The 25,967-nt window shown below is 73.5% G+C and carries 23 protein-coding genes; 12 read left to right on the top strand and 11 right to left on the bottom strand.

What is annotated here, in order from left to right; translation table 11 throughout:
• The first annotated feature begins 181 nt into the window (after window positions 1–181).
• The 5 genes from ACZ4QV_RS25155 to ACZ4QV_RS25135 all read left to right on the top strand — a co-directional run bounded on the left by ACZ4QV_RS25155 (window position 182) and on the right by ACZ4QV_RS25135 (window position 7,822).
• Window positions 182–2,275, top strand: coding sequence for a hypothetical protein (locus ACZ4QV_RS25155; RefSeq protein ID WP_467763433.1), 2,094 nt, complete (start codon window positions 182–184; stop codon window positions 2,273–2,275).
• 705 nt (window positions 2,276–2,980) lie between these two features.
• The gene (gene pelF, locus ACZ4QV_RS25150; RefSeq protein WP_467763432.1) at window positions 2,981–4,558 is read left to right on the top strand and encodes a GT4 family glycosyltransferase PelF; all 1,578 of its coding nucleotides are present in this window, start codon (window positions 2,981–2,983) and stop codon (window positions 4,556–4,558) included.
• On the top strand, window positions 4,555–6,021 hold the full coding sequence (locus ACZ4QV_RS25145) for a hypothetical protein (RefSeq protein ID WP_467763431.1): 1,467 nt from the start codon (window positions 4,555–4,557) through the stop codon (window positions 6,019–6,021). Before pelF ends, ACZ4QV_RS25145 begins: the two co-directional genes overlap by 4 nt.
• 176 nt (window positions 6,022–6,197) lie before the next feature.
• Window positions 6,198–6,893 (top strand): spherulation-specific family 4 protein, encoded by a 696-nt coding sequence (locus ACZ4QV_RS25140; protein ID WP_361143138.1) that lies wholly within the window; start codon window positions 6,198–6,200, stop codon window positions 6,891–6,893.
• A complete protein-coding gene (locus ACZ4QV_RS25135) occupies window positions 6,890–7,822 on the top strand; it encodes an endo alpha-1,4 polygalactosaminidase (protein ID WP_361638970.1) in 933 nt (310 codons plus the stop codon). Before ACZ4QV_RS25140 ends, ACZ4QV_RS25135 begins: the two co-directional genes overlap by 4 nt.
• A 74-nt stretch (window positions 7,823–7,896) precedes the next feature.
• Here the strand turns inward: ACZ4QV_RS25135 and ACZ4QV_RS25130 are convergent, their stop codons facing one another.
• Entirely contained in the window at window positions 7,897–8,709 is an 813-nt protein-coding gene (locus tag ACZ4QV_RS25130; protein ID WP_361143133.1) for an adenosylcobinamide-GDP ribazoletransferase, read from the bottom strand.
• Between the two features lie 78 nt (window positions 8,710–8,787).
• Between ACZ4QV_RS25130 and ACZ4QV_RS25125 the strand changes: the two genes are divergently transcribed.
• On the top strand, window positions 8,788–9,525 hold the full coding sequence (locus ACZ4QV_RS25125) for a hypothetical protein (RefSeq protein WP_361143130.1): 738 nt from the start codon (window positions 8,788–8,790) through the stop codon (window positions 9,523–9,525).
• Window positions 9,526–9,545: 20 nt separating this feature from the next.
• Here ACZ4QV_RS25125 and ACZ4QV_RS25120 read toward each other — a convergent pair whose 3' ends face one another.
• From ACZ4QV_RS25120 to ACZ4QV_RS25100, 5 genes are all read right to left on the bottom strand, one after another.
• Entirely contained in the window at window positions 9,546–10,244 is a 699-nt protein-coding gene (locus ACZ4QV_RS25120; RefSeq protein ID WP_361143127.1) for a hypothetical protein, read from the bottom strand.
• Window positions 10,241–12,010 (bottom strand): phosphatidylglycerol lysyltransferase domain-containing protein, encoded by a 1,770-nt coding sequence (locus tag ACZ4QV_RS25115; RefSeq protein WP_361638967.1) that lies wholly within the window; start codon window positions 12,008–12,010, stop codon window positions 10,241–10,243. Before ACZ4QV_RS25115 ends, ACZ4QV_RS25120 begins: the two co-directional genes overlap by 4 nt.
• A 90-nt stretch (window positions 12,011–12,100) precedes the next feature.
• Entirely contained in the window at window positions 12,101–13,147 is a 1,047-nt protein-coding gene (cobT, locus tag ACZ4QV_RS25110; RefSeq protein ID WP_361143120.1) for a nicotinate-nucleotide--dimethylbenzimidazole phosphoribosyltransferase, read from the bottom strand.
• Window positions 13,148–13,157: 10 nt separating this feature from the next.
• Window positions 13,158–13,904 (bottom strand): class I SAM-dependent methyltransferase, encoded by a 747-nt coding sequence (locus ACZ4QV_RS25105; protein ID WP_467763430.1) that lies wholly within the window; start codon window positions 13,902–13,904, stop codon window positions 13,158–13,160.
• 83 nt (window positions 13,905–13,987) lie between these two features.
• A complete protein-coding gene (locus ACZ4QV_RS25100) occupies window positions 13,988–15,253 on the bottom strand; it encodes a bifunctional adenosylcobinamide kinase/adenosylcobinamide-phosphate guanylyltransferase (RefSeq protein ID WP_361143114.1) in 1,266 nt (421 codons plus the stop codon).
• 224 nt (window positions 15,254–15,477) lie between these two features.
• Between ACZ4QV_RS25100 and ACZ4QV_RS25095 the strand changes: the two genes are divergently transcribed.
• A complete protein-coding gene (locus ACZ4QV_RS25095; protein WP_361143111.1) occupies window positions 15,478–15,684 on the top strand; it encodes a hypothetical protein in 207 nt (68 codons plus the stop codon).
• Window positions 15,685–15,811: 127 nt separating this feature from the next.
• Here ACZ4QV_RS25095 and ACZ4QV_RS25090 read toward each other — a convergent pair whose 3' ends face one another.
• The 3 genes from ACZ4QV_RS25090 to ACZ4QV_RS25080 form a co-directional block, all read right to left on the bottom strand.
• Window positions 15,812–16,477: a rhodanese-like domain-containing protein gene (locus tag ACZ4QV_RS25090; protein ID WP_361143108.1), complete on the bottom strand. Its 666-nt coding sequence runs from the start codon at window positions 16,475–16,477 to the stop codon at window positions 15,812–15,814.
• Window positions 16,478–16,606: 129 nt separating this feature from the next.
• Complete coding sequence (locus ACZ4QV_RS25085; protein WP_361143105.1) at window positions 16,607–17,713, bottom strand: S1C family serine protease; 1,107 nt, start codon at window positions 17,711–17,713, stop codon at window positions 16,607–16,609.
• A gap of 15 nt (window positions 17,714–17,728) precedes the next feature.
• A complete protein-coding gene (locus ACZ4QV_RS25080) occupies window positions 17,729–19,609 on the bottom strand; it encodes an ABC transporter ATP-binding protein (RefSeq protein WP_467763429.1) in 1,881 nt (626 codons plus the stop codon).
• A 142-nt stretch (window positions 19,610–19,751) separates the two neighbouring features.
• Between ACZ4QV_RS25080 and ACZ4QV_RS25075 the strand changes: the two genes are divergently transcribed.
• Window positions 19,752–20,879 carry a hypothetical protein gene (locus ACZ4QV_RS25075; protein WP_361589539.1) on the top strand — a complete coding sequence of 376 codons (1,128 nt, stop codon included), beginning with the start codon at window positions 19,752–19,754 and terminating at the stop codon, window positions 20,877–20,879.
• A 15-nt stretch (window positions 20,880–20,894) separates the two neighbouring features.
• On the opposite strand, the gene ACZ4QV_RS25070 is transcribed toward ACZ4QV_RS25075, so the two are convergent.
• Together ACZ4QV_RS25070 and ACZ4QV_RS25065 are read right to left on the bottom strand one after the other, a co-directional pair.
• Window positions 20,895–21,632: a class I SAM-dependent methyltransferase gene (locus ACZ4QV_RS25070; protein WP_361145169.1), complete on the bottom strand. Its 738-nt coding sequence runs from the start codon at window positions 21,630–21,632 to the stop codon at window positions 20,895–20,897.
• Window positions 21,633–21,718: 86 nt separating this feature from the next.
• On the bottom strand, window positions 21,719–22,315 hold the full coding sequence (locus ACZ4QV_RS25065) for a DUF3043 domain-containing protein (RefSeq protein WP_361143096.1): 597 nt from the start codon (window positions 22,313–22,315) through the stop codon (window positions 21,719–21,721).
• A gap of 304 nt (window positions 22,316–22,619) precedes the next feature.
• Here ACZ4QV_RS25065 and ACZ4QV_RS25060 point away from each other — a divergent pair, with 304 nt between their 5' ends.
• From ACZ4QV_RS25060 to ACZ4QV_RS25045, 4 genes are all read left to right on the top strand, one after another.
• On the top strand, window positions 22,620–23,420 hold the full coding sequence (locus ACZ4QV_RS25060; RefSeq protein ID WP_361143093.1) for a PspA/IM30 family protein: 801 nt from the start codon (window positions 22,620–22,622) through the stop codon (window positions 23,418–23,420).
• 93 nt (window positions 23,421–23,513) lie between these two features.
• Window positions 23,514–23,792, top strand: coding sequence for a PspA-associated protein PspAA (gene pspAA, locus ACZ4QV_RS25055; protein WP_361143090.1), 279 nt, complete (start codon window positions 23,514–23,516; stop codon window positions 23,790–23,792).
• A 91-nt stretch (window positions 23,793–23,883) separates the two neighbouring features.
• Window positions 23,884–25,188, top strand: coding sequence for a sensor histidine kinase (locus ACZ4QV_RS25050; RefSeq protein ID WP_467763428.1), 1,305 nt, complete (start codon window positions 23,884–23,886; stop codon window positions 25,186–25,188).
• The gene (locus ACZ4QV_RS25045) at window positions 25,185–25,871 is read left to right on the top strand and encodes a response regulator transcription factor (RefSeq protein ID WP_361638949.1); all 687 of its coding nucleotides are present in this window, start codon (window positions 25,185–25,187) and stop codon (window positions 25,869–25,871) included. The genes ACZ4QV_RS25050 and ACZ4QV_RS25045 overlap by 4 nt, the downstream gene beginning before the upstream one ends.
• The last annotated feature ends 96 nt before the right edge of the window (window positions 25,872–25,967 follow it).

The following is a 25,967-nucleotide window of genomic DNA, read 5'->3' as shown; positions in this document are numbered from 1 at the left end:
GGTCGCCCGGCCCGCCCGTACGCCGGGTCCCGCCGTCAATCTCCGTGCGCCGGATGAGACGTGCGTCACAGTAGTGGCGACTGCGGGATAGACGGACGCGAACCTTCGCATGATGTCCACGAGCCTGCCCGGTGCCGCTTCCGGAAGCAGGGGGGACTTCCGGGGGGAAGGGACTGCGCCCATGGGCAGTAACGGCACGCCGGTCACCGGACCGGCCAAGGTTTTGACCGCACTCGCCGCAGCGATGATCACGGCACTGCCGCTGGCGGTGAGCACCCCCGCCGCCGCACGGGACGCGCCCGCGGCGGCGGACCTGACACCCCGTATCGACCTGCGGGTCCTGGTCGTGAGCGACGGCGGCGAGTCCACCGACGCGATCGTCGCCGAACTGCGCGGCCAGGGCGTCCCGTACACCACCGTCGACCTGACGAGCCCCGGCCGCCCGGTGATCGACGCGGCGTTCCTCGGCGACACCGTGGACGGCCGGCCGCGCGCCAAGTTCCAGGGCGTCGTACTGCCGAACGACAACCCCTTCGGCACTGCCGCCTCCACCGAGCTGGCCGCCCTGAAGGCGTACGAGACCACGTACAAGATCCCGCAGGTGGACGCGTACACCTACGCCCGGCCCGACGTCGGCCTGCGCACGCCCGACGACGGCGGTTACGCCGGGGTGCTGGACGGTTTCGCCACCCGCACCACCGCTGCGGGCAAGGCGGGCCCCTTCGGCTACCTCAAGGGCGCGGTGCCCTTCGAGGACGCCGACCCGCAGGTCTCCGAGAGCTATGGCTACGTCGCGCAGCCGCTCGCCGACCCGCCCGCCGGGGCCACGTTCACGTCGTACCTGGACGCGGCGGTGCCGGGCACCTCAGCGCGCGGCTCGCTGATCGGCGAGTACGCCCGCGACGGCCGCCGCGAACTGGTCGTCACCTTCGCGCAGAACCGCTACCAACAGCAGTTCCGGCTGCTCGCCCGCGGCATCGTGGACTGGCTCACCCAGGGCGTCCACCTGGGTCGCAGCCGTAACTACTTCTCCGTCCAGGTCGACGACGTCTTCGCCCCGGACGCCCGCTGGGACGTCGAGAACAACTGCACCCCCGGCGACTTCGACTGCCCCTCCGGCGTCCCGGACACCACCCCGGTCCGGATGAGCGAGGCGGACGCCGCGTACGCCGCCCAGTGGCAGCGCGACAGCGGCTACCGGCTCGACATGGTCTACAACGCGGGCTCCGGCGAGGAGTGGAAGGCGGAGCACGGCGGGGTGGACGCGATGGCCGACCGGCTGCTCGCCGACAAGGGCGAGTACCGCTGGGTCAACCACACCTGGACCCACCCCTTCCTCGGCTGTGTCCAGGACACCTCGACCGTGCCCTGGCGCTGCGCCAAGGACTTCTTCGGCAACACCCGGTGGACCGGCCGCGGCGAGATCACCGCCGAGATCGAGAAGAACCACGCCTGGGGCGTGGCCAAGGGCCTGGACGTGGACCCCGCGGAGCTGGTCACCGGCGAGCACTCCGGCCTGAAGACCCTGCCGCAGCAGCCGCAGGACAACCCCAACCTCGGCCCCGCGCTCGCCGCCACCGGCGTCAAGTGGCTGGCGAGCGACAACTCGCGGGAGTCCGCGCAGCGCCCGGCCGGTGCGGCGCTGACCGTACCGCGCTACCCGATGAACGTGTACTACAACGTGGGCACGGCGGCCGAAGAGGTCGACGAGTACAACTGGATCTACACGAGCAAGGCCGACGGCGGCAGCGGGATCTGCGAGACCGACCCCCACTCCACCTGCATGCCGGCGCCGCTGCCGACGGACACCGGCTACGCCTCGTACATCGTCCCGCAGGAGGCGCGGACCGCCCTCGGACATGCACTGGCCAACGATCCGCGGCCGCACTACATCCACCAGTCGAACCTCGCCGAGGACCGGATCGCCTACCCGGTTCTGGACAAAGTTCTGGCCGACTATCGGGGGTTCTTCGAGGACAGCACCCCGGTCGTCAATCAGCGGCACCGGGACATCGGGCGCGAGATGCAGCAGCGTGCGGCCTGGCAGCAGGCCCTGGACGCCGGTTCGGTGACGGCGTACAGAATCGGTGACGTTGTCACCGTCACGTCGCCGGCCGGGGTGGCGGCTGCGGCTACGATGCCCGACGGAACCAGAAAGCAACTCGCCGACGGGACCGCGGAATTCGGCGAACGCTACGCCGGACGGGTATCGGAGTGGGCCACAGCGCAGTCGCCCGGAGCGGCCATCACGCTCAAGCTTCCGACGACCGCCTGACACGTCCCCGGCTCCGCCCGGCCCGCGCACCCGGCCGGGCGCGCCGGGACCGGGCGGCCGGTGACCGCCGCATCCCCTCACCGCCGCATCCCTCACCGCCACCGCCGATGTCCCGCACCGACCCCTGCCCGCCCGCCACCGTCCCCGAGGGCGCACGGCGGCCGTGCCCGCGCACCGCACACGCGCCCGGCCGCACCCGCGCCCGCACCCCAGCGCGTCGCACCACAGCACTCCCCACCACAGCACTCCCCACCACGGCACGCCGCGCCCGGTACGCAGCAGCACAGCAGGTCGCAGCACAGCACCGCGCACCACAGCTCCCGCACCGATGGACCCGCACGGAACCACCGCGCCCGCACCGAAGCACCGGTGCACGACGGCGCACCGCACCCGTACACCTGGACGGACGCGCAGGTACGGACGCGTCCGCACAGGCGTCCCGCGGCCGTGCCCGCACACCGGCGCCGGCCCACCGCACCCCCGCCCCCGCAGCACCGCACGCTCCCACGCCTCGCACCCGCACGTCCCCGCACGTCAGTACCGCACGTCAGCGCGTGCACGTCCCCGCAGTTCCGCACGCGCGCACCGCACCAGGCCGGCACGGCCGCCGGCCGCGCGACGCGCCCGCACGGTGCCCGCAGCACCCGCGCCGCCCGCGCTTTCCGTACCGCTCCAATCAGCACTCACTCCCGGGGGGAAATCGCCATGAACGCAACCCTGTACGAGGTCGGCAGCCCACATCGGCAGCCCGACGACGGGCCGCAGCCCGGCAGGCACGTCACCATGCTCACCGAGGGCACCTACCCGCACGTCCACGGCGGCGTCTCCACCTGGTGCGACCAGCTCGTACGGGGTATGCCCGAAGTCCGCTTCAACGTCATCGCGCTCACCGGCAGCGGCCGTGAGCCGGTGACCTGGGACCTGCCCGACAACGTCTACGCGCGCTCCTCCGTACCCATGTGGGGCCCGCCGCCGGGCCGGCGCACCGCCGGGCTCCTCCGGGGGCGCGACCGCCGCCGCTTCGTCGACACCTACGAGCGCTTCCTGCTGTCCATGCTGGACCCGCAGTCCTGCACCGACTTCGGCACCGAGCTGTACGCACTGGCCGCGCTGGCCCGCGAGGGGCGCCTGAGCGCCGCGCTGCGCACCGAGTCCGCGCTGCGTTCCCTGATGTGGATCTGGACGCTGCCGCACGTCGCCACGCGCGCGGCCGACCCCACCGTGCACGACGCGCTGACCGCCACCGACCTGCTCGAACACGCGCTGCGGCCGCTGTCCGTACGGGTGCCGGAGGACAGCGTCGCGCACGCGGTCAGCAACGGGCTGGCCTGTCTGCCCGCGCTCGCCGCCAAGGAGTTCGACGGCGTACCGTTCCTCCTCACCGAGCACGGCATATACCTGCGCGAGCGCTACCTCGGCTACCGCTCCGACGCCCAGCGCTGGCCCGTCAAGGCCCTGATGCTCGGCTTCTACCGGCAGCTCACCATCGAGAGCTACCGGGCCGCCGACCTCGTCACGCCGTGCAACAAGTACAACAAGCGCTGGGAGGAGCGCGGCGGCACCCCGCCCGAGAAGATCCGCACCGTCTACAACGGCGTCGACGTCCAGCAGTTCCCGCACGCCGAACAGGAGCCGGACACGCCGACGCTGAGCTGGGCCGGGCGGATCGACCCGATCAAGGACCTGGAAACCCTCGTCCGCGCCTACGCGCTGTGCCGCGCCGAGGTCCCCGACCTGCGGCTGCGCCTGTTCGGCGGGGTGCCGGCCGGCGGCGAGGCGTACCGGACCCGCTGCGAGAAGCTGGCCGCCTCGCTCGGCGTGACCGACGGGCTGAGCTGGGAGGGACGCATCGACGACGTGGCCCGCGCCTACGCGGCCGGCAGCGTCGTCATGCTCTCCAGCATCTCCGAGGGCTTCCCGTTCAGCCTGATAGAGGCCATGTCCTGCGGCCGCTCGACCGTCTCGACCGACGTCGGCGGGGTGCGCGAGGCGGTCGGTGACACCGGGCTCGTCGTACCGCCCCGCGAACCCGAGGCGATGGCCAAGGCCACCCTGGAACTGCTCAAGGGCGGCTGGGAGAAGCGCGCCGAACTGGGCAGCCGGGCCCGGCAGCGGGTCATCGACCAGTTCACGCTGCGCCGCTCCGTCGACGGCTTCCGCACCATCTACCGCGAACTCGACGGCGCGGGCCGACAGGCCGCCGAACAGCAGCAGGACGAGTGGACCCGCCAACTGCGCGGGCCCTGGAACGCCCCCCTCGCCGCCGACGGGGCCGGCTGGTGAGCGGATCCCTGTGGCTGGTGCCGGGGGAGGGCGGCACGGACCGGGTGGACGACCTGCCGGACGTACCGCGGCCCCGGCGCCCGCACTGGGCCGCCCCCGACCCGGTCGACGAACTCGCGGGACGGATGGGCGGCCTGATCGCCGCCGCCGTGCACCCCGACGAGATCGCCGCCATCATCGAGTCCGACGGCATGAGCGACGACCAGATCAAACTCACCTACGGGCGGGAGAACTCCTTCGCCCTCGCCGAGGATCTCTACGCACGGGTTCCGCGCAGCTACCCGGAGCCGGACCGCGCGGTCACCGACCCCTGGCGGGTCAGCCTGCTCGGCTGCCTGCTGCGCGCCCTGGTCTTCGCTCTGCCAGGACTCGCCTACGTCGTCGGCTCCCACCTGCTGTCCGGCCCGCCGGACGCCCGCGGGCTGCCCGCCGGAACGATGCCGCTGCTCGCCGGCGCCCTGGCCGGCTGGGTCTGGAACCAGGCGCTCGCCCACCGCGCGTACTCCTGGCTCGGCCTGGGCGCCCGGCGGGCCGCCGCCCGGGCCCTGGCCGTCGGCGCGCCGCTCGGCGCGCTGGCCGGTGCGGCGGTCGCCTGGGGCGTCGGCGCCGCCGACGCGGACGCGCCCGGTGCGGTGGCGTTCGCCGCGGGCCAGGCGGCCTACTTGGGCGCGGCCACCACCCTGCTCGTCTTCGGCCGGGAGCGGTGGCTGCTGTGCGCCCTGGCCCCGGTCGCGCTCGGCGCCGTGCTGATGGCGGTGTACGTGCCGCCGGACGCCGTACGGGCCGCGCTGCTCGTCCTGTCGCTCGGCGCGGCCGTCGCGCTGGCCGCCGTCACCGTCCTGCGCTGCCGCCGTGAGCCGCGGCAGGACGGGCCTGCGCCGCGGGCCGTGGCGTCCGTGCCGTACGGGGTCTTCGGGCTGGCCATCGGGGTGCTGGTGCTGCTCACGGCGCTCGGCGACGTGCTGCGGTACGGGGCCCACGCCGAGGTCGCGGCACCCGCGGCGGTGGCCCTCACGCTCAGCATGGGCCCGGCCGAATGGCTGCTGTACCGCTACCGCAGCCGGGCCGTCGCCGGGCTGCGCGCGAGCACCACCCCGGCCGGGTTCCGGCGCGCGACCTCCGGCGCGCTGGCCCGGTGCCTGGCCTGCTACCTCGCCGTGCTCGCCCTCCTCGGCGGCGTCGGCAGCCTGCTGTGGCGGCAGGGGCCGCCGATGGACGCGGCACACGGCCTGGGGCTGCTGTGCCTGGGCGTGGTGCTGTGGACCGCGCTGCTCCTCCAGGCGTTCGGGGCGGTGCCGGTCGCGGCGGCGGTGTGCGGGCCGGCCGCGGCCGTCCAGACCGTGGTCCTGGTGACCGGCCCGCTGTCCCCGGCCGTCGCCCAGTTGACGGTCTGCGGCGCCGCCGCGCTCGTCCTGGCCGCCGCGGGTTCGGTACTGCTGGGACGGGCCACGGCGCACCGCTGAGGGGGCCGGGGGAGGCACCGTAGAGCCGGGAGACGCCCGCCGAGGGGGCCGGGGCCGAAGGCCAACCCGCCCGGAAATTTCCCCCCTTGGCCGGTGACGGGTACCGGGTCGGGGTGCCGTCGTGGGTCCTCGTATGCTCAGCATCTCGTCCCATTTCCGACAGGAGCCACCGAACCATGACCCGGCCGTCCTCGCGGCAGCCCCGGCCGTCCTCCCGCCGCCTGCTGGTCCCGCTCTACGAGCACCCGGCCGAACGCCCGGACGTCTGGCGGCGGCTGATCGCGGCGGCGCCGGATCTCTACGGCGTGGTGCTCAACCCGGCCAGCGGCCCCGGTACCGCCCCCGATCCGGAATTCGCCGCGGTCGCCGGGCGGTTACGGGAAGCGGGCGTACGCGTCCTGGGCTACACCGACACCGCTTACGGGCGCCGCCCGCACGCGACCGTCGTCCAGGACCTGTTGCGGCACCGCGACTGGTACGGGGCCGACGGCGCGTTCTTCGACCAGGCCGCCGCCGAGGCCGGACTGCTCGCGCACTACCGTCGTCTGGCGGTCGCGGCGCGCGCCGCCGGGGCCGGCACCGTGGTCCTCAACCACGGTCTCCATCCGCACCCCGGTTACCTCGACTTCGCCGACCTCCTGGTCACCTTCGAGAACACCTGGGCGGCGTACGAGAACGCCGAGGTCCCGGAGTGGACGGCCCACCACCCGCCCGAACGGTTCTGCCATCTCGTCCACGGCCTCCCCGCGTCCTGCGCGGAGGCCGCATTCGAGCTGGCCCGGCAGCGTGGGGCCGCCGTGCACTGCGCCGTCACCGGCACCGCGCCGCACCCCTGGGACGCCCTACCCCCCTTCCTGGAGATCGCCCGATGACGCCCCCGCACCTCCGCAAGAACCCCCTGCGCAAGGGCCTTCTGCGCAAGAGACGCCCCGTCTCCCTCTCGCTCCTCCTCGGCTCGCTGCTGCTCGTCACCACCGCCTGCTCCCAGGCACCGGCCGGCTCGGGCGACCAGCCCGGCCACGGCGCGAGCACCGGCCCCACCAGCTCGAACAGCGCCAGCCAGGCGAGCAGTTCGGGCAGCTCAGGAGGGGGCAAGTCCCGCACCGTGTGGCACCCCGAGGTCGGCGTCGACTGGCAGTGGCAGCTCACCGGCACGTTCGACCCGTCCGTCGATGCGCCCGTCTACGACATCGACGGTTTCAAGCAGGACGCCTCCGTCGTCGCCGACCTCCACAAGCGCGGCCGCAAGGTCATCTGCTACATCAGCGTCGGCGCCCACGAGGACTTCCGCCCGGACGCGTCCCGCTTCCCCAAGGACGTCATCGGCGAGGAGAACGGCTGGGAGGGCGAGAAGTGGCTCGACATCCGCCGCCTGGACGTGCTGCGCCCGCTGATGGCCAAGCGCTTCGACATGTGCCGTGACAAGGGCTTCGACGCGGTCGAGCCGGACAACGTCGACGGCTACAAGAACGACACCGGCTTCGACCTGGACGAAGAGGACCAGCTCGCCTTCAACCGCATGATCGCCGAGCTGGCCCACGACCGCGGCATGTCCGTCGGCCTCAAGAACGACCTCGACCAGATCCCCCAGCTCGTCGGCGACTTCGACTTCGCCGTCAACGAACAGTGCGCCGAGTTCGACGAGTGCGCCAAGATGACCCCCTTCATCAAGGCCGGCAAGCCCGTCTTCCACGTCGAGTACAAACTCCAGGCCGCCCAGTTCTGCCCGGCGACGAAGCGCCTGCACTTCAGCTCGTTGCAGAAGCGGAAGGACCTGGACGCCTGGCGCAAGGCCTGCTGACCCTGACACCGGGCCGGAAGGCGTGAAGCGGGCCCCGCCCATGGCGCGGGGCCCGCTTTCTGCTGTGTGGGCCCTCAGCCCAGCGCCAGCACCACCACCGCCGTCAGCCCCGTCGTCTCCGCGACGGCGCCGAAGACGTCGCCGGTGATACCGCCGAAACGGTGGCGGCAGCGGCGCAGGGCCGCCTCTCCGACGGCGAGGGCGAGGAGGGCGGCCAGGGCGGTGTGGAGGGCGCCGTGGCCGCCGGTGCGAGCACCCAGGGCCGCGGCGAGGGCGACGACGGTGGCGGCCGCGACGGCCGCCGCGGGCAGCGGCACCGTGCCGGCCACGGCGGCGCCCAGTCCTTCGGGGCGGGCCGGGGGGACGCCGGGGCGGGCGGCGAGGGTGAGGGCGCAGCGGGCGGTCACCGCCGCGACCACGGCGGCCGTCGCGCCGTCGGCCCAGCCCTGTTCGTACAGACGGGCGAGGGCGGCCACCTGGGCCAGCAGGGTGAAGAGCAGGGTGATGACGCCGAACGGACCGATGTCGGACTGCTTCATGATGCGCAGCGCGTCCTCGGCGGGCTTGCCACTGCCCAGTCCGTCGGCGGTGTCGGCGAGCCCGTCCAGGTGGAGGCCGCGGGTGAGGACGGCGGGGACGGCCGCGGTGGCGACGGCGGCGAGGAGGGGGCCGCTGCCCAGGAGGAGGAGCCCGGTGCCCAGGGCGGCCGCGGCCAGGCCGATCACCAGCCCGGCGACCGGCGCGCACAGCATGCCGCCGCGTGCCGCCGGCCGGTCCCAGCGGCGGAGCCGTACGGGCAGCACGGTCAGCGTGCCGAAGGCGAAGCGCATGGCGTCCCCGAGGGTGGGGGAAGGCGAGGGGCCGGACGGGGCGGCGGCGTCGTTCATCGCGGCAGGCTAACCCGGCTGCCGTGGACCGGACGGCGCTAAATTGCCCCTATACGCGACAAATGGGGAGTACGTGGCATGGGTCACTGGTGGTTCCGCAACATCATCGAGCCGGGGAAGCTGCCCCTGCTGCTCGCGCTCGTCTCCTTCATGCTGACCTTCGTCGTGACCCGGATGATCACCCGGCTGATCCGGGCCGGGAAGGGCCCCTTCCGGAACATCTCGCCGGGCGGCCTGCACATCCACCACGTCGTGCCGGGCGTGGTGCTCATGGTGGTCGGCGGGTTCACCGCGCTGGCCGGCGGGCGCCACGGCTACGGGTCGGGCATAGCGGCGGTGCTGTTCGGGATGGGGGTCGGGCTGGTGCTGGACGAGTTCGCGCTGATCCTGCACCTGGACGACGTGTACTGGAGCGAGCAGGGCACCAAGAGCGTGGAGATCGTGATCGTCACGGCCGCGCTGGTGGCGCTGATCCTGGGCGGCGCCCTGCCGTTCGGGGTGAACGAACTGGGGCCCGACGAGTTCCACAACCGCTTCCGGGTGGTCCGGACGGTGGGGGTCAACTTCCTCTTCGCCCTGGTGGCGCTCTTCAAGGGGAAGGGCCGGATGGCGGTGATCGGGGTGTTCGTACCGTTCGTCGCGCTGTTCGGCGCCGTCCGGCTGGCCCGGCCGAACTCACCGTGGGCGAAACGGTTCTACCGGCGGCGCCCCAAGGCCCGCGCCAAGGCGAAGGTCCGTGCCTTCCGGCACGACCGGCGCTGGAACGGGCTGCGCCGCCGGGTGAACCACGTCATCGGCGGGGCGCCGACCCACTGAGGGCCGGCGCCCGCCCGCCGTCAGCCGCCGGCCCGCACCTGCTGCTCGCCCCGCGGCTTGCGGCGCCGGTGCAGCGCCTCCCAGACCCCGCACAGCGCCAGCACCGCCACGACCGCGGCGATGTGCTCCCGGCCCGCCAGGTTGTTCTTGATGAACACCACCTCGTAGATCATCGAGAGCACCACCAGCGCACAGGTGAACCACGCCCGGTAGACCCAGCACACGAAGATCCCGAGGCCGACCACCGCCGCCGACGGGCCGGTGTCGTGCACGAACGCGTCCGTCGGCGGCAGGCCGAGCGGATGGTCCGGGCCGAGCCAGATGCCGATCCGCGCGTACATCGTCCCGGCGAGCGTGGCCGCGTACGCGATCAGCAGCGTCCGGGCCCGGCCCAGACAGATCTCGCAGATCCCGAAGACGATCAGGAGCTGCGCCAGCGCGCCCCACACCGGCAGGTCCAGGGCGGGCACGAACAGCGACAGCGGCGTACGCAGCAGCGCCAGCCACAGGTGCTCGTGGGCCTGGACCGAACCGATGTCCTGGACGAACTGATACCCCCAGGACTGGTTCTGGACGATCTGGAAGAGGGAGGTGAGCAGGACCGCGGAGATCGTCATCGGGATCGCCAGCAGCTTCTTCCTGCGGAGCCCCGACCACACGGTCCGGAACAGCAGGCCCCACTCGGCACGCACGGCGCGGCGCAGGACCGGCTCGCTCATCTCTTCGTCTCCAGGTGTTTGCGGTTGAGCCACTTCGGCAGCCCGGGAGCCTCCAGGAAGCCCTCGGCGCGGGCACTGGCGAGGCCGATGCGCAGCAGGTCGGTGCTCTTTTCGAAGAGCATGTACCGGGGCTCCCAGATGGGCCGGTATTTCGCGTTGGCGCGATAGAGCGATTCGATCTGCCACCACCGGGAGAAGAAGCTGAGCAGCGAGCGCCACAGGCGCAGCACCGGGCCCGCGCCGAGCCGCGAACCGCGTTCGAAGACGGAGCGGAACATTGCGAAGTTCAGTGACACCTGAGTGACGTCCACCTCCTTCGCCCGCTGGATCAGCTCCAGCACCATGAACTCCATCAGCCCGTTCTCGGACTCCCGGTCGCGGCGCATCAGGTCCAGCGACAGGCCCTTGGCGCCCCACGGCACGAAGCTGAGCAGCGCGCGCAGCGCACCGTCGGCGTCGGTGCATTCGAGCATCACGCAGCGGCCGTCACCGGGGTCGCCGAGCCGGCCCAGCGCCATGGAGAAGCCGCGCTCGGTCTCGCCGTCGCGCCAGTCGTCGGCCAGTTCCAGCAGCCGGTCCATCTCGGCCTCGGGAATGTCCTCGTGGCGGCGGATGCGGACGGTGTAGCCGGCCCGCTTGACGCGGTTGTACGCCTGCCGGACGGTGCGCATGGCGCGCCCTTCCAGCGTGAACTCCCCGGTGTCCACGATCGCCTCGTCGCCCAGCTCCAGCGCGTCCAGGCCGTGCCGGGCGTAGATCGTGCCGCCCTCCTCGCTCGCGCCCATCACGGCCGGTGCCCAGCCGTGCGAGCGGGCCTCGGCGAGCCACAGGTCGATGGCGCCGGGCCACGCCTCCGGGTCGCCGATCGGGTCGGCGGAGGCGAGCGAGACCCCGCCGACGACGCGGTAGGTGACGGCGGCCTTGCCGGTGGGGGACCAGATGACGCTCTTGTCGCGGCGCAGCGCGAAGTAGCCCAGCGAGTCCCGGTCGCCCTGGCGGGCCAGCAGGCCGCGCAGCCGCTCCTCGTCCTCCGGGGTGATCGGGTCGGTGCTGCGTACGGAGCGGAAGGCGGCCCACAGCACGAGCAGCAGCAGGAGCGTGCTCATGACGTTGATGACGACGTTGGCCCAGTTCGGCGTGGCGATGCCGGGGAAACGGTCCTCCTCGGCGGCGATGGAGACCAGCCGCATGACGCCGTAGCGCCAGCGGTCCGCGAACGTCGAGTGGTGGCTGTCGTGCGCGGCGTTGGCGACGGTGACCAGCAGCGCCGCGAGCAGCGAGGTGACCAGCAGGCCGCCGAGCGCGACGGCCGCGGCCAGCTTGGGGTTGGAGCGGTCGCCCTTGGCGTAGAACTCCTTGCGGCCCACCAGCAGCGAGACGACGAACAGCAGCGTCACGACGAAGGAGAACCAGTTCTGCCCGTGCTGCCGGAACTCCGGCGCGGCCACCATCGCGAGCGCGAACAGCGCGAGGAACAGCCCGGACAGGATCAGGTTCAGTATCCACGCGGCGCGTTTGCGGCGCCGCATGGTGACCGCGAAGAACAGCGAGAAGACGCCGGACGCGAAACCCGCGGTGAGCAGGTAGGGGGTGAAGAACTCATCGACGTTGTGCCGGCGGATGTCCTGCCCGACCGACACCCACACGGCGCTGAGGACATTGATGAAGGTGACGGCACGCAGGTACCAGACGGCGTACGCGGCGCCGCGTCGTGACCACCGACCGCGGGTGCGGTCCTCATCCGGGCTCAAACGGACTTCTCCCATGAAGCTTGATCATATGGGGGCGCCGTCGACCCCCGGATCCACTGGAATCCGGTCGGCACAGGGCCGCGAGCCGTTGCCGGCCGGCGTCCCTCAGTCGCGTACGGGCAGGTCTGCCGCCAGGGCCGCGGCCGCCTGCACCAGTGGCAGAGCGAGCAGCGATCCCGTCCCCTCGCCAGCAGTGACGCCGTGATCGAGCAAAGGGTTGAGTGCGATCCGGTCCAATGCCTTGGACTGGGCGGGCTCGCCGCTGACCTGCCCGGCCAGCCACCAGTCCGGAGCCCGGAACGCCACCCGCTGCGCCACCAGCGCGCAGGCCGCCGAGACCACCCCGTCCAGGATCACCGGGGTGCGCCGGACCGCGCTCTGCAGCAGGAAACCGGTGATCGCGGCCAGGTCGGCGCCGCCGGTGGCGGCCAGCAGCTCCAACTGGTCGCCGAGGACCGGCCGGGCCCGGCGCAGCGCGTCGCGGATCGCCGCGCACTTGCGCATCCACGCCAGGTCGTCGATGCCCGCGCCGCCGCGCCCGGTGACCACCGAGGCGTCGGTGCCGCACAGGGCGGCGATCAGCGCGCTCGCCGGGGTGGTGCCGCCCACGCTCAGGTCGCCGAGCGCGACCAGGTCCGTACCGGCGTCCGCCTCCTCGTCGGCGACCGCCATGCCCGCCCGGAAGGCCCGCTCGGCCTCTTCGGGCGTCAGCGCGTCCTCGATGTCGATCCGGCCCGAGCCGCGCCGCACCCGGTGCCGGGTGACGTCCTCCGGCAGCTCCGCCGGGTCGCAGTCCACCGCTATGTCCACGACCCGCACCGGGACACCGGCCCGGCGCGCCAGCACCGCCGCCGGGCTGGCCCCGTCCAGCACGTCCCGCACGAGCTGGTGGGCGGTACCGGCCGGGCGGCCCGAGACGTCCAGCGACGCCACCCCGTGGTCGCCCGCGAACAGCACGGCCCGCGGCCGCCCGATCGGCCGTACCGGCACCTGCTGCTGCGCGGCGGCCAGCCACTCGCCCAGCTCGTCCAGCCGCCCCAGGGCCCCGGGCGGCACCGCCAGCCGCTGCCGGCGCTCCTCGGCATCGCGGCGGGCACCGCCGTCGGGGCGCTCGATCAGGTGGGCGAAGTCATCGAGGTTCAGGGCGCTCATTCGGCGCAGATTACCGGGAACCGTGCCCGGCGGCCCGCTCCGGGTCGGGCGGGGCGCCGCGGGTGCCGGGGCCCGCGGCGGTCCGGCCGCCTCCGGGGCCGGGACCCGGGGCGGGCCGCGGCCTGCCGAAGCGGATCTCCGTGACCGTGCGTGCCGGGGTGTGCAGCAGCGGTACGTGCTCCCGCCAGCGCGCCAGGCGCCCGGCGAGCGGTCCGCGGCCGGGCGGCGGCACCTCGCACACCGCGACGATGTTCGGGTGCGCACTCGCCACCCTGGGCCGGTCGGCGGCGTTCATGCCCCAGCGCAGCGGCGGAGCGCCGGGCGCCGCCCGTACGCCCGTACGCGGCCGGTCCCGGCCCACGCACCAGCGGGGCACCGCGTCGAAGACCAGCGCGCCACCGGGCAGCCGCTCCGCGCACGCCGCGAACAGCGCACGGACCTCGGGCGGCCGCAGGAACATCAGCAGCCCGCGCGCGGCCACCACCACCCCGCGCTCCGGCGAGCGGACCGCCTCCAGCCAGCCGGGGTCGGCCACCGGATGTGCGAGGGTCCGCCGCCGGGGCCCGTCCGGCAGCAGCATCCGGCGGACCGCGGCGGTCTCCGGCGGCTCCACGGCCAGCCAGTCCAGCCGCCCGTCGTCCAGCCGCCAGAAGGCGGTGCTCCCCGGCCCCTCGCCGAGCGCCACGACCGTGGCGAAGGGGTGCTGCCGTACATAAGCGCGTACGGCCGCGTCGAGGCGGCGCGAGGTGCTGGTCACCGGACCATCCGTTTCGGTCACCGGACCAGACCACCCGTCCCGGCGGGTCCGGGCAAGCGGACACGGGCGCGGCCCGGCCCGTGTCATCCGCGCAGCGCAAGCGCCTGCCCGGCGACGACCAGCAGGACGTGTTCGCACTCGGCGCCGAACATCGCGTTCAGCCGCCCCAGTTCGTCCCGGAAACGGCGGCCGGACGCGGTCGCCGGCACCACCCCGGAACCGACCTCGTTGCTCACCGCCACCACCGGGCGCAGGGTGCCGCGCACCGCCGCGACCAGCTCGTCCACCCGCGTACGCAGCTCCCGCTCACCGCCCGCCGCCCACTTCTCGTCGTCCCACGCGCCGACCTCGTCCATGGTGTGCGTCAGCCACAGGGCGAGGCAGTCGATCAGCAGCGGCGAGTCGTCCGGGGCGGCCTGTGCGGCGGGCCCGCCCGGCCGGTCCTCCGGCCGGGTGCCGCCTTCCAGGAGCGGCAGCAGGTCGCAGGTCTCCGTCGTACGCCAGGACGCCGGACGGCGCTCCCGGTGGGCCGAGACCCGCGCCGCCCACTCGGCGTCCCCGTCACGGGTGCCGCCGGTCGCGACGTACAGCACGTCCGGGAAGGCGGCCAGCCGCCGTTCGGCCTCCGCCGACTTGCCGCTGCGCGCGCCGCCCAGCACCAGCGTGCGGCGCGGCAGGTCGGGCACCGCGTGGTACTCGCCGACCAGCAGCGACGTGCCGTCCGGCACGGCGCGCGCCCCCGCCGCCGCCAGCCGGCGGTGCAGCTCGGGGCCGGGCGGGACGGTGTGGTCCAGGTGGACGCCCAGCACGTCCGTCGCGGCGTCCACCGCGCCGCTCGCCCGCAGCCGCGCCAGTGCGTCCGGCCGCCCCAGGACGTCCAGCAGGACCATGTCGTACGGGCGGACACCCCGGCCACCCTCGCCCTCGGCCGCACCGGCCGGCGCGGCGCCCGGCGGCAGGTACAGCAGCCGCTCGCCCTCGGCGCCGCCGACCTCGTAGCCGGTGCCCGGCACGTCCACGGCGACGGCCCGCACCCGGTGCCCGTCCAGCAGCGCCAGCTCCCGGCCGTCCGCGACCCGCCCCGGCTGCGGCAGCCCGGCCGGCACCTCCATGGCCGGACCGTCGTGCGGGTGCGAGAGCAGCACCTGCCGTACGGCGGTGAGCGAGTGCCCGGCGCGGGCGGCCGCGAAGGCCGGACCCGGCGTCAGGTCCAGCAGCAGCGCTCCGTCGACGAGCAGCGCGGTGGCCGCGCGCGCCTCGTCGCCGACGGCGGAGGCACAGGCGGCGCAGGGGCAGCCGGGGCGCGGCAGCCCGCGGGGGGCTCCGGTGCCGAGGAGAGTCAGTTCCACCCGCCGATTTTCCCCCGACGGTGCCGACCGGGCGCGCGGGGGCCCGTCTCGACACGGCCGTTAGGCTGCGGAACAGCACGTACGCGGGACGTACGCCGCGCGTTCGCGGGGAATACGCCGCTCGTACGGCGCTCGTACGGAGGACAGCAGCAGGACCGCGCCGCGGCACGCCGCGGCAGCGGTACGCGAACCAGCAGGCACTCGGTGGGACCCAGGAGGCGGACATGGCGTGGACGTGGCGGTTCGAGAAGGCCGACGGTACGGAGACGGAGCCCGCGGTGCAGCCCGAGGAATTCACCACCCAGGGGGACGCGGAGTCCTGGATCGGCGAGGTGTGGAAGGACCTCCTCGAAGGGGGCGCCGACAGGGTGACGCTCTTCGAGGACGGGACCGAGATCTACGCGATGAGCCTCCACGCCGACGTGGGCTGACCCGCGGACCGGCGCCGGCCGGGCCGGGTGGCCCGGCCGGCGCCGCGCCGGATGTTCCGGAACCTGTGCGATGCCGTCATCGGGCCCGGGGCCGGGACTCCCTGACCGCTCACCACGCCACTCGCACCTACCCGTCGTTCTCCGCGCCTTCGTGGCCGGGGAGAACGACCGGAAGCCCGGCGGCTTCCCATGCTTCGAGGCCGCCCGTCACGGTGTAGACGGAGGACCGGCCAGCGCGGATCGCCTGCGCGCCGCCTTGCACGCTGCGGGTGCCCGTGCGGCACACGAAGGCCAGCGGGCCGTCGGGCAGGTCCGACAGCGAAGCCGGCAGCGTGCCGAGCGCGGCGTGGACGGCGCCGGCCGGGTGGCGCGCTGCCCATTCATCGTCTTCCCGGACATCGACCAGCGTGATCTTGCCGTCCACGACGCGGCGATGTGTCTCGGCGGGAGACAGGCCGGCGGGCGGGTGACCGTCGCCGGAGTTCGGGCTCCGTGGCGTGGCGGGCAGGACCGTCCGGACCGCCTCGTAGTTCGAGGCATGGGCGACGGCCATCTGTTGCCCCATCATCGGGCAGACGTTCATCGCCTCTTCCCAATGAGCGGTGGACTCCCATTCCGCCACGTTGACGAGAGGGAAGGTGCTCCCCGGAACGATCGTGCGGAACATGTACGTCCGGATGAACCCGGGTTGCGTGGCCATCACCTCCGCCGCGTCCTGCCAGGCGTCGAGGTACGAACTCTCCTTCTCCTCGTCGACCTCGATCGGGATGATGACGACATGGCGGTTTTCCATCTGCTGTCTCCTCCGCTCCGCAAGGCGTCGCGCTGTCCGGCGTGCCGATTTCCGGACGCAGAGTGCGCGTGCGCACTGCGGAGCGGCAAGTAACATTGCTGAACCGGCAAGCCGGTGAGGGCCGGCGCCTCAGATCGTCCCGAGCGTCACCCGTACCGTCTTCCGCGAGCCGTCCCGGTCGACGGTGACGTCCACCTTGTCGCCCGGCTTGTGGCCCGCCAGCGCCTCCGAAAGGGCCTGCATCGTACGGACGTCCTTGCCGTCGAACTTCACCACGACGTCACCGGCCTCGATGCCCGCCCGGTCCGCCGGACCGCCTTCCTTGACGCTCGCGACGCTCACCCCGGCGCCCTCGAAATCCTGGCCGACCAGGGTGCGGCCGGTGATGCCGAGCGCCGCCCGGCCCGAGTTGGTGACCTTGCCGTCCTTGACGATCTGGTCGGCGATGTTGCGGACGGTGGACGCCGGGATCGCGAAGCCGATGCCGGGCGCCGCGCCCTCGCCCATCTGCGGGTCCGTGGCGGCCAGCGTCGGGATGCCGATGACCTGGTCGGAGAGGTTGACGAGCGCGCCGCCGCTGTTGCCGGGGTTGATGGCGGCGGAGGTCTGCACCATGTTGGCGAGGGTCGCGCCCGTGCCGCCGCCGCTGCTGGGCTCGCTGACGGTGCGTCCGGTCGCCGAGACGATGCCCTGCGTGACGCTGCCGGACAGCCCCAGCGGGCTGCCCATGGCGAGCACGATCTGCCCGATCTCGACCTTCGCGGAGTCGCCGAACGTCGCGGGCTTCAGGTCCTTCGGCGCGTCGTCGATCTTGATGACGGCGAGGTCCTGCTCCGGGTAGGAGGCGACCAGCGACGCGTCCAGGGAGCGGCTGCCGCGCGCCGTGGTGACCTTGAACTTCTTGTCCTCGCCGACGACGTGCGCGTTGGTGACGACATGGCCGCGCGCGTCGTACACCACCCCGGAGCCCAGCCCTTCCCCGGTGGTGATCTGGACGACCGACGGCAGGACGTCCTTGACCACCTTCTGGTACGCGTTCTGGAGGTCGGTGCTGACACTGGGGGCCGCCGCCTCGGCGGGGGAGGTGGCGGCGGCCGCGGAGGCCGGCGAGGAGACGTCCTTGCCGGGCCCGGCGGAGGAGTCGGAGCCGGAGCAGCCGGCCACCAGCGCGGTCGCGCACAGGGCGGCGGCCGCGGCGACCGCCGCCCGGTGGCGGGAAGTCAGTGAAGGCGTCATGGCTGAAGTGTCCCGTCAGGGCGCCCGGTCCGCCGCCTGATCGGGCGCCGTGGCGAGAAACTGCGTCGCCGCCAGCTCCCCGTACAACGGATCGTCCGCCACCAGCCGCGCATGCGTACCGACCGCCCGCACCCGTCCCGCCTCCATCACCACGATGCGGTCCGCGAGCGTCACGGTGGAGAGCCGGTGCGCCACCACCAGCACCGTCGTCGTACGGGCCGCCTCCGCGACGGTCTCCCGCAACGCCAGTTCGTTGACCGCGTCGAGCTGCGAGGTCGCCTCGTCCAGGAGCAGCAGCCGCGGCTCGCGCAGCAGCGCCCGTGCGATCGCCACTCTCTGCCGCTCGCCGCCGGACAGCTTGCTCCCGCGGTGTCCCACCGGCGTGTCCAGCCCCTCGGGCAGCCGTGCGACCAGGCCGTCCAGCCGGGTCCGCACGAGCACCCGGTCGAGCTGCGCGCCGGAGGCGTCCGGCGCCGCGAACAGCAGGTTCTCGCGCAGCGTGCCGGCCAGCACGGGAGCGTCCTGCTCGACGTAGCCGATCGTCGACCGCAACCGGTCCAGCGGCCAGTCCCGTACGTCCGTGCCGTCGACCAGCACCCGGCCGCCGTCCGCCTCGTAGAACCGCTCCAGCAGCCCGAAGACGGTGGTCTTCCCGGCGCCCGACGGCCCGACGAACGCGGTCATGCCGCCGCCGGGCACCGCGAAGTCCACGCCGTGGTGGACCGGCGGCAGATCGGGGCGGTAGCGGAAGGTCACCTGCTCGAAGGTGACGCTCGCGGGCGCCGTGGAAGCGTCGCGCACGGTGCCCGCCGCCTCCGGCTCCGGCTCCACCTCCATCGCCTCGGCCTCCGTCATCCGGGCGACCGCCGCCGACCCCACCTGATAGGCGGACGCCGCCTCCACCAGCCGGGATATCGGGTCGATGAGGTAGAAGAGGTACAGCAGGAACGCGACCAGGGTGGCGATGTCGGTGGCCCCGGACGCCACCCGCGCGCCGCCGACGCCCAGCACGGCCAGGAACGAGAGCTGGACCGCCAGCCCCACCGAGGACAGTGCGACCGACTGCCACTTCGCGGCGCGTACGCCGCCACGCCACGCCTCGCGCGCCGCCGACTCGACGGCCGCGGCCTCCCGCGGCTCCGCGCCCGACGCCTTGACCGTACGGAACGCCCCGAACGTCCGTTCCAGCGCGGTGGATATCGCCCCCACCGCCTCCTGGGCCCGCTTCGTCGCCTTCGCGATCTGCGGCATCACCAGCGCCAGCGAGCCGCCGATCAGCACGATCACACCGACCGTGACTCCGAGCAGCACCGGGTCCAGCAGCGCCATCAGCACGACCGAGCCGATCAGGGTGACACTGCCGGTGCCGGCCGAGACCAGCGACTGGGTGGTGATCGCGCGCAGCAGCGTGGTGTCCGCGGTGACCCGCGACATCAGGTCGCCCGGCCGGCTGCGGTCGACCTCGGACATCCGCAGCCGCAGCAGCCGCGCGACGAGCTGACGCCGGGCGGCGAGCACCACGGACTCCGCGGTCCGTTCCAGGATGTACGCGCCGAACGCCTCGACGGCCGTACCCGCCACCACCAGGACGGTCAGCAGCACCAGCAGCGCCGTGACGGACCCGCCCCCGCCCAACCGCTCGACCAGCACCTTCGCGGCCATCGGCTGGGCGAGGCCGGTGGCCGCGCCGATCAGGGTGAGCAGTCCGCCCAGGGCGATGGCCGGGCGGTGCGGCCGGACATGGCCGTACAGCACCTGCCAGGTCCTGCGGACGGGCAGCCGGGGCGGTGGTGGCTCTTCGGAGGCGGACTCGGGAGCGGGCTCGGGCGCGGGCGCGGCGGTCACAGAGGACAAGACGCGGGAGAGCGGCGGCCGCCTGACTCCCGTCCGGGCCATTTCGTCTCCGGTCCGAAACCGCCCTGCACCCAAGGGCGGCAGGGCTGCCCCTATGGCTCTTCCCGCGCGACTGCCGCCTGTCGTAGACAAGGAGGCCGAGGACATCGGCGTAAGGGCCCCTGGACCCCGACGGAGTGGACGTATGCACGCAGAGCGAGAGCGGGACCAGCGCGGTGCCGCCGGTCGGCCCGTACGACCGGCGAGGGACGCGTCGCACACGTCGGCCGCCCAGAAGGCTGTCGCGGAGCCGGGGCCGCTGACGGCAGCGCAGGTCGTGCGGCTTCAGCAGGCCGCGGGCAACGCCGCCGTCGTCCAGCGGCTCGCCCGGAGCCGGCAGGGTCAGGACCAGCACGCGGGGTGCGGCCACGCACCGCACGTACAGCGCATGCCCCGGCGCTCCGGCCGCGAACACACCCAGCGGGAATCCGAGCGCATCGAGGCCGAGAACGGGCCGCGTACCCACGCACGCACCCGCGCGGGCGCGGCTGCCGGCAGTAGCCGCCAGACGAGTCCCCTGGCGGCGGCCGAACGGGTCCCCCCGCCGCGCCGCGGGGAGGCGGGCCAGCGGCTCTGGGACGGCAGCCGCAAGCACCTCACCTGGCTGGAAGGCGCCGTGAACGCGGTCCTGGCGGTGACGCCGAGGCGCCTGAGTTCACGGACCGGAACGTACCGCTACGAATGCGGGAAGTGCGGAAAAATGGTCCTCAGCAAGGCGGAGGCGCGCGGTGCCGCCAAGGAGAGCAACTGGTACGAGATCGATCACGTGGAAGGCATCATCGCCAACGTGCACCGCTCGGTGGACCCCATGAACTGGACCGTGCAGGTGGGCGAGAACATCTACCGCGACGTCGAGGCGATCAGCCTGGACGACGCCAGGGCGGCGGCGAGCCACCCCGGGAACCTCCGCGTCCTGTGCAAGAAGTGCAACGGCGGCACCCGGGCGGCCAGGAGCGAGAGCCGCTACATGGACGGGTCGGGCGCGCGCTGGACCAGTCCCGCCTATTACGGGTCCGCGCCCGAGGGGTATGCGGGCCCCGCGGCCGCTGACCCCTCCTACGCGACCTACGGCGGCGCGGAGATCGTCACGGTCGGGCCCGGAGGCCAGTCGTACAGCGGCGGGGCGTACGGCGGCGCGAACGTCGTCACGGTCGAGCCCGGCGGCCAGTCGTACGGCGGGTACGGCGGCCAGGCGTACGGCGGGTACGGCGGCCAGGCGTCGGAGGACCAGGGCTACGACGTCGTCACCGTGGAACCCCGGCGCCGGCGCTGAGAGCCAGACGCCGGATCAGCCGCCCTGGCGCCCCTCGCCGCCCGTACCGCCCCGCACGCCGCACAGGTGCAGCAGCGCCGCCACCGCCCGGTACGGGTCGGTGCGTCCGGCCCGCGCCTCGGCGGCCAGCAGCCGTTCCAGCTCGCCGTCGGCGGGCAGCGGCGCGTCGTCCGGCGCGGTGTCGGTGAAGACCCGTACGCCGTACCAGGTCTCCAGCGGCGCGCCGATCCCGTCGAGCGTCGCGGTCAGCGCCGCCAGGCGGTCGGCGCGCGCCGTGAGGCCGAGGCGGTTGACGTACTCGGCCGTGTCGAAGGCGCCCAGGGCGCCGTCCCAGTCACCGGACAGGCCGGGCCGCATCGCGAGCGCGTCGGCGTTGCGCACCACCAGCGACAGCAGTCCGCCGGGCGCCAGGACACGGGCCAGCCCGGCCAGCATCGGGTCCGGTTCCGTCACGTACATCAGCACGCCGTGGCAGAGCACCACGTCGAAGGCGCCGGGGAGGAAGTGCACACCGGTGTCCCGGCCGTCCCCCTCGATCAGCTCCATCCGCTCCTGGATGCCGGCCGGCTCCTCCGCCAGCGCCGTACGGGCCGCCGCCAGCATCGCCGGGTCGGACTCCAGGCCGGTGACCTTGTGGCCGGCCCGGGCCAGCAGCAGCGCCTGGGTGCCCTGGCCCGCGCCCACGTCGAGCACCCGCAGCCGCTGTCCCACCGGGAAGCGGGCCGCGATCTGTTCCTCCAGCTGGCGGGCCACCAGCTCCTGGCGGACGGTGTTGCGCAGACCGTCCAGCCCGCCCAGCCACCGCTCGGCGCCGGGCGAGAAGCCCAAAGGGGTTGCGTTCAGGGCCGCTCTCCGCGCTTGACCTGCGGCTTCGGCAGACGCAGCCGGCGCATCTGGAGCGTGCGCATCAGGGCGTAGGGCTTGACGCCCTTGTGGTTCTCGTTCGGGAAGCGCTGCTTGAGGCGCTTGTTCAGCGAGAACCACAGCACGAAGGAGTCGACGACGATCAGCACGATGATGAACAGCCACAGCAGCAGCGCGATGTTCTGGATGCCCGGCTGGCGCAGCATCGTCAGCACCAGGATGATCACGGCCATCGGCAGGAAGAACTCCGCCACGCACCAGCGCGAGTCGACGAAGTCGCGGGCGAACCGCCGCACCGGACCCTTGTCGCGGATCGGCAGGAACCGCTCGTCACCGTTGGCCAGCGCCTCACGCTGCCGGGCCATGTCGGCGCGGCGCGCCTCACGCGACGCCTTCGTCGCCTCCTTGCGGTTGGCCGGCGTCTGCGCGCGCGTACGGCGCTGCGACTGCGCCTGGCTCCGCTTCGGCGTCGGGCGGCCCTTGGGGGCCTGCGGGTCGCGGGGCTGCTTCGGCTCGGACGCGGTCACCTTGGTGGTCGCGGCCTGCTCATCCTTCGAACGGCTTCGGAACACACAGGCAAGAGTACGGGTTGGCCGCGCATGGACCACAGTGGCATGGGGAACGATCCGGCAACGGCGCGGACCTCCGGGTGACGTCGCGCAGGGGACATTCGGCGCGAAAGGTGCGTGATGTGGGTTCCCGGGGCGGTCCCTACTCCCTGCGCCGGATGGCGGCGGCGTCCTGATCGTCCTGCAGGAGGAGCGCATCCGGGGCCGAACAGTGCGGTAATGGAACCGAGGCCCGTACTGTGGGGTCTGTAGATGTGCTGGAGCCGAAGCCCGATGTAACTCGGTCAGAAGGGGGCGCGCGAGGCCCATGAGCGGTGTCATGAAGCGGATGGGGATGATCTTCCGCGCGAAGGCCAACAAGGCCCTGGACCGGGCCGAGGATCCGCGCGAGACCCTTGACTACTCCTACCAGAAGCAGCTGGAGCTGCTGCAGAAGGTGCGCCGCGGCGTCGCCGACGTGGCGACCTCCCGCAAGCGCCTGGAGCTGCAGCTCAACCAGCTCCAGAACCAGTCCTCCAAGCTGGAGGACCAGGGCCGCAAGGCCCTCTCGCTCGGCCGTGAGGACCTCGCCCGGGAGGCGCTCTCCCGCCGGGCCGCCCTCCAGCAGCAGGTCACGGACCTGCAGACGCAGCACCAGACGCTGCAGGGCGAGGAGGAGAAGCTCACCCTCGCCGCCCAGCGCCTCCAGGCCAAGGTCGACGCCTTCCGTACGAAGAAGGAGACGATCAAGGCCACGTACACCGCCGCCCAGGCCCAGACCCGGATCGGCGAGGCCTTCTCCGGCATCTCCGAGGAGATGGGCGACGTCGGCATGGCCATCGAGCGTGCGGAGGACAAGACCGCGCAGATGCAGGCCAGGGCCGGCGCCATCGACGAGCTGCTCGCCTCCGGCGCGCTCGACGACCCGACCGGCATGGCCAAGGACGACATCACGGCGGAGCTGGACCGGCTCTCCGGCGGCAGCGACGTCGAGCTGGAGCTCCAGCGGATGAAGGCCGAGCTGGCCGGACCGGGCGCCGACAAGCAGGCCATCGAGGGCGGCCAGACGGGCCAGGGCCAGCAGGCCCCGCAGGCGCAGCCCGGGCAGCCGCGTTTCGACAAGCAGTGACGGCCGGCGGCGGCTAGCCTCGTCGGTACCGCCGCACCGGGCCCGGTCGTCGCATCGGACCGGGCCGTCGCACCGGACCAGAAGGAGACCGTCGTGATCGTACGGATCATGGGGGAGGGGCAGGTGAAGCTCGACGACGCGCACTTCGTCGAGCTGAACAAGCTGGACGACGAGCTGCTCGAGGAGATGGAGAGCGGTGACGAGCCCGGCTTCCGGCGCACCCTGAGCGCCCTTCTGGACGCGGTGCGCCGCCTCGGCGCCCCGCTGCCGGACGACTCCCTGGAACCGTCCGAGCTGATCCTGCCCTCCGAGGACGCCACCCTCGACGAGGTCCGGCAGATGCTCAGCGACGACGGCCTGATCCCGGGCTGACCCGCCGCCCGGTCCGCCGGGCGGCCCGTACCACCTCCAGCGCAGGCAGCGCCCCGGATCCCGCACGGGACCGGGGCGCTACCGTTTTCCCGTGACTCCCCTCGCCCCCGGGCAGCCCGGTCCGCGTCCGGGCGGCGGCCCGCTCGCCTGGATACGCGCCCACCCGTACGCGTTCGACGGCGCGCTGGCCCTCGCCGTCGTCGTGACGATCCTGGTCGGCGCGGTGGCCGGGCCGCACGGCCCGCACGGCCCGTACGGGCCCCGGTTCGGTCACCGCGAACTGACCGTCACCACCGTGGTCCTCGCCGTCGCCGCCGGCGGCGCCCTGGTACTGCGCCGCCGCTTCCCGCGCAGCGTGCTGGCGGTCACCGGCCTGTGCACCGTCCTCGAACTGCTCCTGGAGAGCGGTGTGCCACGCGCCCCGGTCTTCTGCGCCGTGGTCATCGCGCTGTGCACCCTCGCCGCCCGCACGGACCGCTCCACCACCTGGCGCGTCGGCGCGCTGACCGTCCTCGGGCTGACCGCCGCCGCGATGCTCCTCGGGGACCGCCCCTGGTACGCGCAGGAGAACCTCGCGATCTTCGCATGGACCGGCATGGCCGCCGCGGCCGGTGACGCGGTCCGCAGCCGCCGCGCCTTCGTGGCCGCCATACGGGAACGGGCCGAACGCGCCGAACGCACCCGCGAGGAGGAGGCCCGGCGCCGCGTCGCCGAGGAGCGGATGCGCATCGCCCGCGAACTGCACGACGTCGTCGCCCACCACATCGCCCTGGTCAACGTGCAGGCCGGAGTCGCCTCGCACGTCATGGACAGCCGCCCCGACCAGGCCAAGCAAGCCCTGGCGCACGTACGCGAGGCGTCCCGCTCCGCCCTCGACGAACTGCGCGCCACCGTCGGCCTGCTGCGCCAGTCCGACGACCCGCGGGCCCCCACCGAACCCGCCCCGGGCCTCGGCGTGCTGGACCAGCTCGTGGACGGCTTCGTCCGCGCCGGCCTGCCCGTCACACTCGACGTCCCGGAACCGGCGGGCCCGCTGCCCGCCGCCCTCGACCTCACCGCGTACCGCGTCGTCCAGGAAGCCCTGACCAACGTCCACAAGCACGCCGGTACGGGCGCCCGCGCCACGGTCCGCATCGCGCGGGACACCGACGTCCTGACCGTCACGGTCCTCGACGACGGCGGCACCCCCGGCCCGTCCCCCGACCCCCAGGAACCCGGCGGCGGCCACGGCCTGATCGGCATGCGCGAGCGGGTGGCGGCCCTGCGCGGCACAGCCGAAACCGGTCCCCGCCCGACCGGCGGCTTCCAGGTACACGTACGGCTGCCCCTCCAGACCCTCCAGCCCACCCGGGCCGAAGCGCCCACCCGCATCTGCCGTACGAGGGACACCGGATGACCATCAAAGTACTGCTCGCCGACGACCAGGCCCTGCTGCGCAGCGCGTTCCGCATCCTCGTCGACTCCGAGGCCGACATGGAGGTGGTGGGGGAGGCGTCCGACGGAGCCGAGGCGTACGAGCTGACGCGGGCCACGGGGGCCGACGTGGTGCTGATGGACATCCGGATGCCGGGGGTGGACGGGCTCGCCGCCACCCGCATGATCAGCGCCGATCCGGACCTGGCCGCGGTACGCGTGGTCATCCTGACCACCTTCGAGGTCGACGACTACGTGGTGCAGGCGCTGCGGGCCGGAGCCAGCGGGTTTCTCGGGAAGGGGGCCGAGCCGGACGAGCTGCTCAGTGCCATCCGGGTCGCGGCGGCCGGTGAGGCGCTGCTGTCGCCGGTCGCCACGAAGGGGCTGATCGCCAAGTTCCTCGCGCAGGGGGAGGGCCCGGCCGAGGGCGGTCCCGGACGGCCCGGGACCGCCGGGCTGGAGGCGCTGACCGGGCGGGAGCGCGAGGTGCTGGCGCTGGTCGCGGGCGGGCTGTCCAACGACGGGATCGCGGAGCAGCTCGCGGTCAGCCCGCTGACCGTCAAGACACACGTCAACCGGGCCATGGCCAAGCTCGGCGCGCGCGACCGGGCGCAGCTCGTGGTCATCGCGTACGAGTCGGGGCTGGTGCGCCCACGGGTGCAGTAGGGGGTGGAGACCGCCCTACTCCGAACGCTGTACGGCGGGTGGGGCGGAAACCGACCTGGGAGCGAGGAAAAGCGTCCGGGGCATGGCGGATCGTTT

Source organism: Streptomyces sp. NPDC026394 (genome assembly GCF_055567735.1).
The sequence above is the reverse complement of the archived record's forward strand: the minus strand, read 5'-3'. Positions and strand labels throughout refer to the sequence as shown.